This is a genomic window from Vreelandella sp. 162(4c) (genome assembly GCF_058152265.1).
In genome coordinates, this window is record NZ_CM176981.1 from 2,492,309 (window position 1) to 2,504,823 (window position 12,515).

9 protein-coding genes and 3 rRNA genes are annotated in these 12,515 nt (G+C 53.9%); 4 read left to right on the plus strand and 8 right to left on the minus strand.

Annotated features, from left to right (window positions below):
- Positions 1 to 131 precede the first annotated feature (131 nt).
- The 3 genes from AC4EYZ_RS11410 (at position 132) to AC4EYZ_RS11420 (ending at position 2,188) form a co-directional block, all read left to right on the plus strand.
- Positions 132 to 830, plus strand: coding sequence for an HAD family hydrolase (locus tag AC4EYZ_RS11410; RefSeq protein ID WP_027958964.1), 699 nt, complete (start codon positions 132 to 134; stop codon positions 828 to 830).
- 2 nt (positions 831 to 832) lie between these two features.
- A complete protein-coding gene (locus AC4EYZ_RS11415; protein WP_027958965.1) occupies positions 833 to 1,207 on the plus strand; it encodes a translation initiation factor Sui1 in 375 nt (124 codons plus the stop codon).
- A 72-nt stretch (positions 1,208 to 1,279) separates the two neighbouring features.
- A complete protein-coding gene (locus AC4EYZ_RS11420; protein WP_474192871.1) occupies positions 1,280 to 2,188 on the plus strand; it encodes a nuclease-related domain-containing protein in 909 nt (302 codons plus the stop codon).
- An 11-nt stretch (positions 2,189 to 2,199) separates the two neighbouring features.
- On the opposite strand, the gene AC4EYZ_RS11425 is transcribed toward AC4EYZ_RS11420, so the two are convergent.
- From AC4EYZ_RS11425 to AC4EYZ_RS11445, 5 genes are all read right to left on the minus strand, one after another.
- Complete coding sequence (locus tag AC4EYZ_RS11425) at positions 2,200 to 3,531, minus strand: deoxyguanosinetriphosphate triphosphohydrolase (RefSeq protein ID WP_474192870.1); 1,332 nt, start codon at positions 3,529 to 3,531, stop codon at positions 2,200 to 2,202.
- Positions 3,532 to 3,867: 336 nt separating this feature from the next.
- Positions 3,868 to 3,983, minus strand: a 5S ribosomal RNA gene (rrf, locus tag AC4EYZ_RS11430).
- A gap of 134 nt (positions 3,984 to 4,117) precedes the next feature.
- Positions 4,118 to 7,015 (minus strand): 23S ribosomal RNA (locus AC4EYZ_RS11435).
- A gap of 245 nt (positions 7,016 to 7,260) precedes the next feature.
- Positions 7,261 to 8,793: ribosomal RNA gene (locus AC4EYZ_RS11440) — 16S ribosomal RNA — on the minus strand.
- Together the 16S, 23S and 5S rRNA genes form the textbook arrangement of a ribosomal RNA operon.
- Before the next feature lie 392 nt (positions 8,794 to 9,185).
- Positions 9,186 to 9,380, minus strand: a complete 195-nt coding sequence (locus AC4EYZ_RS11445; protein WP_041157474.1) for a hypothetical protein — start codon at positions 9,378 to 9,380, stop codon at positions 9,186 to 9,188.
- Between AC4EYZ_RS11445 and AC4EYZ_RS11450 the strand changes: the two genes are divergently transcribed.
- Entirely contained in the window at positions 9,379 to 10,404 is a 1,026-nt protein-coding gene (locus AC4EYZ_RS11450; RefSeq protein WP_159177875.1) for an aspartate carbamoyltransferase, read from the plus strand. The genes AC4EYZ_RS11445 and AC4EYZ_RS11450 overlap by 2 nt on opposite strands.
- A 37-nt stretch (positions 10,405 to 10,441) precedes the next feature.
- On the opposite strand, the gene ruvX is transcribed toward AC4EYZ_RS11450, so the two are convergent.
- The 3 genes from ruvX to gshB all read right to left on the minus strand — a co-directional run bounded on the left by ruvX (position 10,442) and on the right by gshB (position 12,483).
- Complete coding sequence (gene ruvX, locus AC4EYZ_RS11455; RefSeq protein ID WP_144810127.1) at positions 10,442 to 10,897, minus strand: Holliday junction resolvase RuvX; 456 nt, start codon at positions 10,895 to 10,897, stop codon at positions 10,442 to 10,444.
- Positions 10,897 to 11,454, minus strand: a complete 558-nt coding sequence (locus AC4EYZ_RS11460) for a YqgE/AlgH family protein (RefSeq protein ID WP_159177874.1) — start codon at positions 11,452 to 11,454, stop codon at positions 10,897 to 10,899. The genes ruvX and AC4EYZ_RS11460 overlap by 1 nt, the downstream gene beginning before the upstream one ends.
- A gap of 72 nt (positions 11,455 to 11,526) precedes the next feature.
- Positions 11,527 to 12,483 (minus strand): glutathione synthase, encoded by a 957-nt coding sequence (gene gshB / locus AC4EYZ_RS11465; protein WP_027958467.1) that lies wholly within the window; start codon positions 12,481 to 12,483, stop codon positions 11,527 to 11,529.
- Between the last annotated feature and the right edge of the window lie 32 nt (positions 12,484 to 12,515).

Below are 12,515 nucleotides of genomic sequence, written 5' to 3' on the forward strand. Positions count from 1 at the left end.
CTCAAGAGTCACGCTCAGGCAAGCAAAAAATAACAAAACAGTGTTCACAAATGACGTAAAATCCCGTTCAATAGCAGTATGGATGGCTTCAACTAACACTGGCAGTGCATAAGCCGCTGCAAGGAACCACAATGCCGCTCCCACTTTTGCTGTTTGACTGTGATGGCACTCTTGTCGATAGCGAGCCGCTACTGGCTGAAGAGATGGCTGCCGGGCTCAATTCAGTAGGCCTGCCTTTCGCGTCTACTGATTATCTTGGCGAATTTCGTGGAGCGCGCTTTCGACGCATCGTTGCTGAACTGCAACAACGCTACGGTAACGTTGACCCTGACCAGCTTGACCGCATGGAAGTCTCTATGCGAGCCAATCTAGCCACCCGGCTTGCCCAAGAGCTGACCACCATCCCCGGCGCCCAAGAAGCGCTGGATACTCTGGCGGCTTATCCCAGTGCAGTGGTTTCTAATGGGCCTGAAAGCAAAATTCATACGGCTTTAGAAGCGACAGGGCTCAGCCACTACTTCGGTAAACGTTTTTTCAGTGGCTATACCGCTAATTGCTGGAAGCCCGAACCCTGTTTACATCTACACGCAGCGAGTATCATGGGCTATTCAGCGCATGACTGCATTGCCATAGACGATGCCTTAGTAGGCGTACGCGCGGCGCTTCAGGCGGGAATGACGGTGATCCACTTAAACCGTTTCCCGGATGCCGAGACAACGCCTGAAAACGCTATCATGATCAGTAATATGTATCAGCTACCCGCTGTAGTGGAGCGACTCACCCGTGAGTATTGGCAAACCCCTGTGCCCCAACACTCAATTGGAGGATAAAAATGGCCTCTTTACGAGACCAGCTCGGTGGGCTGGTTTATTCCACCGAACATGGCAAAACCTGCCCCACTTGCCGCGAGCCACTCAATGACTGCCACTGCGATGATCTGAGCGAACAGCAGCGGCTGGCGGCGCTTGATGGCGTAGTACGCATTCGCCGCGAAACGAGTGGCCGTAAAGGTAAAGGCGTGACCACCGTCAGTGGCATTCCTCTGCCTGGCGAAGAGCTTAAAACGTTAGCTAAAACGCTTAAAAAGCGGTGTGGAACGGGTGGGGCAGTTAAAGAGGGTATTATTGAAATTCAAGGCGACCACCGCGACACCCTGCGTCAGGAGTTAAGCGCCCTTGGCTACCAAGTTAAACTCGCTGGGGGTTAGCCTCCTCTACGCCACTATAACTTTCCATCGGGGCTTACCATCGGGTAAGTCACTATAGAGCAAGGCACTGCAATGGCTTGGCTGGAATACGTGCTACCCCTGATTTTTTTATTCCCCATGGCGGCAATGGCCAGTATTGTCCTCGCGCTGCGCAGCCTGCACGATGCTCGCGTTCACTCTCCATTCAACGCCCCCCTTCATGAGCCGGGTCAAGCGCTACGGCACCGCCTTGACCAAGCGTTTTCCAGCCTTTTTTTAAATGGTGCATTAGGGCCCATTATCAGCCTCGCTCCGCTAGTTTACGGAATGGGCCGTATGTTGTTTGTGGATAAGCAGGACTGGGTTGAGTGGGCGCTGTATGGGCTGCTTAGTACGTTGCTGGTACTGACTTTTTCATTATTGCTGGTACGCGACTATCAGCGTATCCGACGGCTAAAGTTAGGCTTAGCCTGTGAGCTCGCCGTTGGCCAAGAGCTGGAGCGCTTAGTCCGCCCTGATGCACACCCTTACTATGTATTCCACGATGTGCCTACCGATAGCTTCACGATCGATCACATCGTAGTAACGCCCCATGGCGTATTTGTGGTTGAGACACGGGCAAGAACACTCGCTATCGGCACCGATGGCAATGAGCTCAATACAGTCGCGGTGGAACGCGAGCGGTTGCGCTTTCCCCATGGGCAAGAACGTCGGCCACTGCATAAAACTCGCCAAGGGGTTAACTGGCTGACTCACTGGTTAGAGCGGCGCTGTGGCGTGCCCGTCCCGGTACGGGGCGTATTGGTGCTGCCGGGTTGGAAAATAGATAACAGCGAAGCCGCTCCTGATATTTTAGTGGTCAGCGGGGACACGCTTGCTAAGCAGCTGACCGAGCTGACCCCAGGCCCACTCAACGATGCCATCCATGACAAGGTCATTAATGTGCTTCTTGAGCGCGCTCAGTTGATGGAGTTGAAGCACCTGAGCCAACCTTCGGTTTAATTAAACAGTACTCAATCACCGCGCAGTCGGCCGCCCATCTCCTGGGCTAGATCCACCGCGTAGTGGTCTGTCATCCCACCGATAAAGTCCAGCATTCGCCGATAGCTATCGTAGAGTGACCAAGATGGCAGGGGCGTGTTTTCACCTATCAGGGCCAGTACACGCTGGTGTTTAAACGATGAGTGCCCTGTGTGGTGAAGCTCGTGTGCAGCGCCAATAAAGGCTTCCAACAGGATACCCAGTGTCGTATAGGCGCCAATCTCGAGCTTCGCCTTACGCTCATTCTGGAAAATGCGCTCTCGAGCCAACTGCTTCGCCGCTTGAACACCCCATCCCAGGTCAGGGTGGCACAGCTCCAACAGATCCTCACTGAGTGTGCCGCTCAGCAGGGCCTGCTCGTGCTGCACAAACACCGTGCCAACATCATTGACCGCGCGCTCCATCGCAGCTCCTCGCAGCAGTGCAATGCGGCGCCGCTGTGACACATTACGATCTTGCATTTCGGCATACTCGGGCGGAAACTCTCCGGCAATTTGGCGCAGTATTTCGACAACCTCTTCATAGCGCAAGATGCCCATCTCCAAACCATCTTCCAGATCCAACAGGGCATAGCAGATATCATCTGCCGCCTCGACCAGCCACGCCAGTGGATGGCGACACCAGCGCTGCTCGCCTTGGGGCAACAACCCTACCGCTTCAGCCACCTCTTTGAGCAGCACCTGCTCTGACTGATAGGCGCCAAACTTGCCCGCTCGACCACCATAACGAACCGTCCAAGGGTATTTAAGCAATGCACCCAAGGTGGCCGCAGAAAGCCGCATACCGCCATTAAACTGGTTATATTCGATCTGGGTAATCACCCGAAAACCCTGGGCGTTGCCTTCATAGGTCAACAGATCTTCGCGCTCAGCGTTTGAAAGGCCTTCTAACAGGCCACTGCTTTGAGCGCGCTGAAACCAATCACGGATTGCATACTCTCCCGCATGGCCAAAAGGGGGATTCCCGATGTCATGTCCCAGGCACGCTGTTTGGACAATGACGCCAAGGTCAGCAGGCGTAATCCATTCAGGCAGGCGATCGCGCAGCAACTCCCCCACAATCATGCCCAAGGAGCGGCCTACACAGCCAACCTCCAGCGAGTGAGTTAGGCGCGTATGAATATGATCGTTTTCGGTTAGCGGATGCACCTGGGTCTTGCGCCCTAGGCGTCTAAATGAACCTGAGAAAACAATACGGTCGTGATCTTTATGAAACGGGCTACGACCGATTTCACGGGTACTTGTTGAGCGTTGATCGTGAAGACGTCGTGGGGAAAGTAACTGTTCCCAGCGCATATGAGTCATGGGCATTCCTCCTGAGGAGTGCATTCTGACATAAAACGCCGGAAAACCGCACGTTAGTGTGAGGTGTGAGGCGTGAGGCGTGAGGCGTGAGGCGTGAGGCGTGAGGCGTGAGGCGTGAGGCGTGAGGCGTGAGGCGTGAGGCGTGAGGCGTGAGGCGTGAGGCGTGAGGCGTGAGGCGTGAGGCGTGAGGCGTGAGGTGGAACAGGATATTCGTTAGATACCCCTACACCAACGTTTTCTACTCACTATTCCCCTCACTCCTCACTATTTACCCCTCACGCCCATGCAAAAAAAATCCCCCAAGGCATCAGCCCTGGGGGATTTTTCATAATAAGTGCCTGACGATGACCTACTCTCGCATGGGGAGACCCCACACTACCATCGGCGCTAAGCGGTTTCACTTCTGAGTTCGGCAAGGGATCAGGTGGTTCACGCGTGCTATGGTCGTCAGGCGTAACTGTTAATGTACATCATGCTGTTTGTGATCGTCTCATTGTGCCGCCTGCTCGTTTGAGTCAGGCCACACGCTGCGTATCCGGCTTTTTAATGCTTCGTCATCATCACGACCAGACCCCTTGGGTGTTATAGGGTCAAGCCTCACGGGCCATTAGTACACGTTAGCTCAACGCCTTGCAGCGCTTCCACACCGTGCCTATCAACCAGCTGGTCTCGCTGGGCCCTTCAGGAGGCTCTAGGCCTCAGGGATGTCTCATCTTGAAGGGGGCTTCCCGCTTAGATGCTTTCAGCGGTTATCCCGTCCGACCATAGCTACCCGGCAATGCCACTGGCGTGACAACCGGAACACCAGAGGGTCGTCCACTCCGGTCCTCTCGTACTAGGAGCAGCCCTTCTCAAACATCCAACGCCCACGGCAGATAGGGACCGAACTGTCTCACGACGTTCTAAACCCAGCTCGCGTACCACTTTAAATGGCGAACAGCCATACCCTTGGGACCGACTTCAGCCCCAGGATGTGATGAGCCGACATCGAGGTGCCAAACACCGCCGTCGATGTGAACTCTTGGGCGGTATCAGCCTGTTATCCCCGGAGTACCTTTTATCCGTTGAGCGATGGCCCTTCCATACAGAACCACCGGATCACTAGAACCTGCTTTCGCACCTGCTCGACGTGTCTGTCTCGCAGTCAAGCACCCTTATGCTCTTGCACTCAATGCACGATGTCCGACCGTGCTGAGGGTACCTTCGTGCTCCTCCGTTACTCTTTAGGAGGAGACCGCCCCAGTCAAACTACCCACCACACACTGTCCTCGATCCGGATAACGGACCTGAGTGAGAACGCCAATGATGCCAGGCTGGTATTTCAAGGTTGGCTCCCTCCGAACTGGCGTCCAGAGTTCAAAGCCTCCCAGCTATCCTACACAGGCAACATCAGCGTCCAGTGTGAAGCTATAGTAAAGGTTCACGGGGTCTTTCCGTCTAGCCGCGGGTACACCGCATCTTCACGGCGATTTCAATTTCACTGAGTCTCGGGTGGAGACAGCGTGGCCATCATTACGCCATTCGTGCAGGTCGGAACTTACCCGACAAGGAATTTCGCTACCTTAGGACCGTTATAGTTACGGCCGCCGTTTACCGGGGCTTCAATCAAGAGCTTCGCCTTGCGGCTAACACCATCATTTAACCTTCCGGCACCGGGCAGGCGTCACACCCTATACGTCCGCTTGCGCGTTAGCAGAGTGCTGTGTTTTTAATAAACAGTTGCAGCCACCTGGTATCTTCGACCGGTTCGGGCTAGGAGAGCAAGTCTCTTCACCCTATGCCGGCGTGCCTTCTCCCGAAGTTACGGCACCATTTTGCCTAGTTCCTTCACCCGAGTTCTCTCAAGCGCCTTGGGATTCTCACCCTGACCACCTGTGTCGGTTTGGGGTACGGTCGCACATGATCTGAAGCTTAGAGGCTTTTCCTGGAAGCGTGGCATCAGTGACTTCCTGACCGTGGTCAGTTCGTCTCGTGTCTCGGCTTTAAGACCCCGGATTTACCTAAGGTCTCGGCCTACTCACTTTCACCAGGACTACCAACGCCTGGCTCACCTAGCCTTCTTCGTCCCCCCATCGCAACCATGTCCGGTACGGGAATATTGACCCGTTTCCCATCGACTACGCCTTTCGGCCTCGCCTTAGGGGCCGACTCACTCTGCTCCGATTAGCGTCGAACAGAAACCCTTGGTCTTCCGGCGAGGGTGTTTTTCACACCCTTTATCGTTACTCATGTCAGCATTCGCACTCGTGATACCTCCAGCGAACTTCTCAATTCACCTTCATCGGCTTACACGACGCTCCTCTACCGCGAATTCCTATCGAAATAGAAACTCACCCGTAGCTTCGGTACCTGGTTTAGCCCCGTTACATCTTCCGCGCAGGCCGACTCGACTAGTGAGCTATTACGCTTTCTTTAAAGGATGGCTGCTTCTAAGCCAACCTCCTAGCTGTCTGAGCCTTCCCACATCGTTTCCCACTTAACCAGGATTTCGGGACCTTAGCTGACGGTCTGGGTTGTTTCCCTTTTCACGACGGACGTTAGCACCCGCCGTGTGTCTCCCACGCGTTACTCACCGGTATTCGGAGTTTGCCTCGGGTTGGTAAGTCGGGATGACCCCCTAGCCGAAACAGTGCTCTACCCCCGGCGGTACTACGTGAGGCGCTACCTAAATAGCTTTCGAGGAGAACCAGCTATCTCCGAGCTTGATTAGCCTTTCACTCCGATCCACAAGTCATCCAAATCTTTTTCAACAGATCCTGGTTCGGGCCTCCAATTGATGTTACTCAATCTTCACCCTGCTCATGGATAGATCGCTCGGTTTCGGGTCTATATCCAGCGACTGTGTCGCCCAGTTAAGACTCGGTTTCCCTACGGCTCCCCTATACGGTTAACCTCGCCACTGAATATAAGTCGCTGACCCATTATACAAAAGGTACGCAGTCACAGAACAAGTCTGCTCCTACTGCTTGTACGCACACGGTTTCAGGATCTATTTCACTCCCCTCTCCGGGGTTCTTTTCGCCTTTCCCTCACGGTACTGGTTCACTATCGGTCAGCCAGGAGTATTTAGCCTTGGAGGATGGTCCCCCCGTCTTCAGTCAAGGTTTCTCGTGCCCCGACCTACTCGATTTCACATGATCAGATTTTCGACTACGGGGCTATCACCCGCTACGGCCACGCTTCCCAGCGTGTTCGCCTAATCAGTCACATGCTTAAGGGCTGGTCCCCGTTCGCTCGCCGCTACTAGGGGAATCTCGGTTGATTTCTTTTCCTCAGGGTACTTAGATGTTTCAGTTCCCCTGGTTCGCCTCGTACACCTATGTATTCAGTGCACGATACTCATCTTGTGATGAGTGGGTTTCCCCATTCAGAAATGCCCGGGTCACAGGTTGTTGCCACCTCACCGAGCCTTATCGCAGGCTACCACGTCTTTCATCGCCTCTGGCTGCCTAGGCATCCACCGTGTGCGCTTCATTGCTTGACCCTATAACCCGAAGGAGTCTGGATGTCGCAATGATCACGTTTCATTTTGCCGGATACGCTGACGCGTATCACAATTTAAGACCACTTCTTGCGAAGTGTTCTTGTCAGCATGATATACATTGTTAAAGAGCGACTGCTATAAGCAGTGATAAGACAACGCCGAAGGCGTCTGGCTTATCACTGCTCATCAACAGCTATCTGATCAGGTAATTCATTGTGGACGCTTACCAACTGTGACGCATCGTTTAAGGAGGTGATCCAGCCGCAGGTTCCCCTACGGCTACCTTGTTACGACTTCACCCCAGTCATGAACCACACCGTGGTGATCGCCCTCTTGCGTTAGGCTAACCACTTCTGGTGCAGTCCACTCCCATGGTGTGACGGGCGGTGTGTACAAGGCCCGGGAACGTATTCACCGTGACATTCTGATTCACGATTACTAGCGATTCCGACTTCACGGAGTCGAGTTGCAGACTCCGATCCGGACTGAGACCGGCTTTAAGGGATTCGCTGACTCTCGCGAGCTCGCAGCCCTTTGTACCGGCCATTGTAGCACGTGTGTAGCCCTACCCGTAAGGGCCATGATGACTTGACGTCGTCCCCACCTTCCTCCGGTTTGTCACCGGCAGTCTCCTTAGAGTTCCCGACATTACTCGCTGGCAAATAAGGACAAGGGTTGCGCTCGTTACGGGACTTAACCCAACATTTCACAACACGAGCTGACGACAGCCATGCAGCACCTGTCTTACAGTTCCCGAAGGCACACCAGAATCTCTTCCGGCTTCTGTAGATGTCAAGGGTAGGTAAGGTTCTTCGCGTTGCATCGAATTAAACCACATGCTCCACCGCTTGTGCGGGCCCCCGTCAATTCATTTGAGTTTTAACCTTGCGGCCGTACTCCCCAGGCGGTCGACTTATCGCGTTAACTTCGCCACAAAGTGCTCTAGGCACCCAACGGCTGGTCGACATCGTTTACGGCGTGGACTACCAGGGTATCTAATCCTGTTTGCTACCCACGCTTTCGCACCTCAGTGTCAGTGTCAGTCCAGAAGGCCGCCTTCGCCACTGGTATTCCTCCCGATCTCTACGCATTTCACCGCTACACCGGGAATTCTACCTTCCTCTCCTGCACTCTAGCCTGACAGTTCCGGATGCCGTTCCCAGGTTGAGCCCGGGGCTTTCACAACCGGCTTATCAAGCCACCTACGCGCGCTTTACGCCCAGTAATTCCGATTAACGCTTGCACCCTCCGTATTACCGCGGCTGCTGGCACGGAGTTAGCCGGTGCTTCTTCTGCGAGTGATGTCTTTCCTACCGGGTATTAACCGATAGGCGTTCTTCCTCGCTGAAAGTGCTTTACAACCCGAGGGCCTTCTTCACACACGCGGCATGGCTGGATCAGGGTTGCCCCCATTGTCCAATATTCCCCACTGCTGCCTCCCGTAGGAGTTCGGGCCGTGTCTCAGTCCCGATGTGGCTGATCATCCTCTCAGACCAGCTACGGATCGTTGCCTTGGTAAGCCATTACCTTACCAACTAGCTAATCCGACATAGGCTCATCCAATAGCGGGAGCCGAAGCCCCCTTTCTCCCGTAGGACGTATGCGGTATTAGCCTGGGTTTCCCCAGGTTATCCCCCACTATCGGGCAGATTCCTATGCATTACTCACCCGTCCGCCGCTCGTCAGCGGGTAGCAAGCTACCCCTGTTACCGCTCGACTTGCATGTGTTAGGCCTGCCGCCAGCGTTCAATCTGAGCCATGATCAAACTCTTCAGTTTAAGATCTATGCGGTTCTTACCTGCCACCCGAAAGTGACAGAAGCGAACCAAACTTGGCTCAAGGTTCAAACGAATTCATTCAAAACAGATCCCAAAGGACGAATCCTTTAAAACCTTATTGCTTGAGTCGCTTGCCTTGATATTGGGTGATTTGTCACCAACATCAGCAAGCGCCCACATGAATTACCTGATCAAATTGTTAAAGAGCTGTTTCGCTGTTAGGTTGCTGTGAAAGCAACCGGGCTGCCGTTGACTTGGCTTGCCTCAGCGAGGAAGGCGTATTCTACGCATTTCCTGGTGGTTGTCAAGGGCGTTGTTTTCGATGCAAACCTGACCACATCCAAAACCGCTGGCTTTCGTAAAAGCACTAACTACCTGACAAACCGAAGCTTTTACACTTCATTCACCGCTGGTAACGCTTGGCGTCCCCGGCAGCGGATGCGTACTTTACGGATTCGCTGCCGGGTTGGCAAGCGGTTTTGTAGAAAAATTACAGATTGTCCGCCATGCGTGAATGAAAGCCCTTCGGCACTACCCTCATTGGCGGTTACACTAGCGCTATCTACCACCTTACTGAGGTCCGCCATGAGCCACCACCTGCTAACTGTCGACTCATTAAACCGCGAAAGCGTTGATCATTTACTGCGTGTGGCTGCACGCATGGAGCCGATTGCTCAGCGGCGCCAAGTAACGCGGGTGTTAGAAGGAGCAGTACTGGGTAATCTTTTTTTTGAAGCAAGCACCAGGACAAGGGTGAGTTTCAATGCCGCTTTCTGCCGCTTAGGCGGCAGCGTGTGCGATACCACCGGCTTTACCTTTTCCTCTATGGCCAAGGGAGAATCGCTATACGATACCAGCCGGGTAATGAGCGGTTATTGTGATGCGATTGTAATGCGTCACCCCGACCAGGGCTCGGTGGCTGAGTTTGCCGCGGCGACCAATGTGCCGGTAATTAATGGCGGCGATGGCCCAGGGGAGCATCCCAGCCAAGCGCTGCTTGACCTCTATACCATTGATAAGGAGTTTCAGCGACTGGGCAAATCACTCAGTGGCGCCCACATTCTTCTCACTGGCGATTTAAAATTCGGCCGTACTGTCCATTCACTGATTAAGCTCCTGTCACTCTATGACCCGCTGCGTATTACCCTGGTATCACCGCCGGGTCTTGAGATGCCTTCCAAGCTCATTGACTTAGTGGCGTCTCGCGGTCACCGCATTGAGCAGCGCGACTCACTGGCCACCGACTTTGCAGATTTAGATGTGGTGTACACCACGCGCATCCAAAAAGAGCGCTTCACCGACGAAATGAATGAGAGCTTTCAGGGGTTATCCGATGACTTTATGGTCAATCGCGACTTCTTGGATCACCGCTGCAGTCAAAGCACGATTGTGATGCACCCGCTGCCGAGAGATAGCCGACCCGGCGCGAATGATTTAAATGTGGATCTTAATGGCGACCCACGTCTGGCGATTTTCCGACAAACCGATAACGGCATTCCTATGCGGATGGCGATTTTCGCAACGTTGTTAGATGTCGACAAATTGATCGAGCAAGATTTGCGCCCTGTGCGCTGGTACGTTCCAAGCCAAACGGGCACGCTGGATCGTTAAAGCTCAAGAACTTAAGAAGAGAATTTAAAGATAGCGGTTATAGGGATAGACGCCCGCCAGGTAAACCTTCCTGGTGGGCAAACCAGCCTTCAAGAATAAGAATAGCCGCAATACCATCGACACTATCTTGACGATAGTTACCTTTATGGCCTGCCTCGCGAGCGATTATTTTCGCTTCCCGCGTGGTGCCTCGCTCATCAACCATTTCACATGGCTTGCCAAAACGGCCATGCAGACGATTACCAAACTTACGAGCGCGAGCGCTCATCTCTGACTCGCTACCATCCATATTCAGCGGTAACCCCACCACTAGCAAATCCGGCTGCCACTCGTTAAGTAGCCGTGAAACGACATTCCAGTCGGGAATCCCATCCCGTGCCGTCAAGGGAGTCAACTCCCGAGCGCTGTGCAGTAGCTCGTTGCCTACCGCCACACCGATACGCCGGGTGCCATAGTCAAAGGCCAGGATTAAGCGTTGCCCCGCCTCGGCCATCAGGCGTGCCCCGCGTCTCGGGTCATTAAATTAAGATCAATACCTAACAAACCAGCCGCCGCGGTTAAACGCTCGATAGGTGGGGTATTGAAGAGCACGTTGCTCTCGGCTTCTACCGTTAGCCAGCTGTTCTCCTTCAACTCCTCTTCCAATTGCCCGACTTCCCAGCCCGCGCAGCCTAAGCAGACTAAAAAGTGCTCTGGCCCCTCGCCAGCGGCAAAGGCCTGAAGAATATCCAGCGAGGTGGTCAGCGCAATACCGTCCTCCACCTGGATACTCGAGTCCCACTGCTGGCTATCGCCGACATGCAGAATGAAGCCACGGTCTTTATGCATAGGCCCGCCATAATAAACCGGCGCATTACGATGTGGGCTTGTTTCACCGCCTAATTCCAGCTGATCAAACAGCGCCTCAAGCGTGATCTCTAACGGTCGGTTAGTAATCACCCCCATGCAGCCGTTGTTATCGTGATCGCAAAGATAGATCAGACTACCGGCAAAATTAGGATCTTCTAAATGCGGCATAGCCATTAGAAAGTGATGTTTCAAACTTTGCATGCGTCTCCCACTGCCTGCTGGCATCTCAGCAGACATAGCGTAATAAGTGTCATTATAAGAGTGAAGCCGTGCCTAGGCTAAGCGGCGCTCGATGGCATCCAGCAGTAAACCGGCAATATTGGTGCCCCGCTGATCATCAATTTCACGCACACAGGTGGGGCTGGTGACGTTGATTTCAGTAATATAGTCACCGATGACATCGAGGCCGACAAACATTAAGCCTTTGTCCCGAATCATGGGCTGTACCTGCTGAATTAGCCAGCGATCACGATCAGTAAGCTCGCGACTCACGCCCCGCCCTCCGGCAGCTAGATTGCCACGAGTCTCGCCCGCAGAGGGTATACGCGCCAGTCCAAAAGGAACGGGCTCACCATCGACTAACAGAATACGCGTATCGCCATTCTTAATTTCCGGCAGGTAGCGCTGAGCCATAATTTGCCGCTGCCCGCGCAAGGTAAGCTGCTCAATGACCGCGCCGATATTACGGCCTTCCGGGCCAATATGAAAAATGCCGGTACCGCCCATGCCATCCAGTGGCTTGAAGATTACATCGCCGTGCTCCGCATGGAAGGCGCGCAGTACATCGTCGCGGCTGGCCACAAGCGTCGGCGCGCAGCACTGAGGAAACTGTTGCGCAAACAGCTTTTCATTACACTGCAACAGCGCTGCCGTGGGGTTAACCACCAGCACACCCTCACGCTCAGCAAAACCTAATAAATGCACGGCGTTAGTGAAATCGGCATCGACGGGCGGATCTTTACGCATCAACACCACATCCAGCTCAACCATTGGACGCGCAGAGGGCTCGCCCAGGTCGTACCAGTGGTTCGGATCACGATGCACCGTTAACGGCCGCATACGTGCGTAGGCTTGCCCTGCATTCAAGAAAAGGTCTTCCTGCTCCATATAGTGCAGGGTATAACCGCGCTCCTGGGCGGCCCATAGCATGGCCATGGTGGTGTCTTTCTTGTAAGCGATGTCGCTGATGGGATCCATCACAACGCCGAGATGCAGATTTGATTGGCTCATCGGGGGCACTATCCAAACATGAACAATAGAGG

What these genes read in the sequence shown, in the direction of transcription:
- AC4EYZ_RS11445 (WP_041157474.1), bottom strand. Translation starts at nt 9,380, where the DNA reads ATGGCGGACCTCAGTAAGGTGGTAGATAGCGCTAGTGTAACCGCCAAT.
- AC4EYZ_RS11450 (WP_159177875.1), top strand. Translation starts at nt 9,379, where the DNA reads ATGAGCCACCACCTGCTAACTGTCGACTCATTAAACCGCGAAAGCGTT.
- ruvX (WP_144810127.1), bottom strand. Translation starts at nt 10,897, where the DNA reads ATGGCCGAGGCGGGGCAACGCTTAATCCTGGCCTTTGACTATGGCACC.
- AC4EYZ_RS11420 (WP_474192871.1), top strand. Translation starts at nt 1,280, where the DNA reads ATGGCTTGGCTGGAATACGTGCTACCCCTGATTTTTTTATTCCCCATG.
- gshB (WP_027958467.1), bottom strand. Translation starts at nt 12,483, where the DNA reads ATGAGCCAATCAAATCTGCATCTCGGCGTTGTGATGGATCCCATCAGC.
- AC4EYZ_RS11415 (WP_027958965.1), top strand. Translation starts at nt 833, where the DNA reads ATGGCCTCTTTACGAGACCAGCTCGGTGGGCTGGTTTATTCCACCGAA.
- AC4EYZ_RS11460 (WP_159177874.1), bottom strand. Translation starts at nt 11,454, where the DNA reads ATGCAAAGTTTGAAACATCACTTTCTAATGGCTATGCCGCATTTAGAA.
- AC4EYZ_RS11410 (WP_027958964.1), top strand. Translation starts at nt 132, where the DNA reads ATGCCGCTCCCACTTTTGCTGTTTGACTGTGATGGCACTCTTGTCGAT.
- AC4EYZ_RS11425 (WP_474192870.1), bottom strand. Translation starts at nt 3,531, where the DNA reads ATGACTCATATGCGCTGGGAACAGTTACTTTCCCCACGACGTCTTCAC.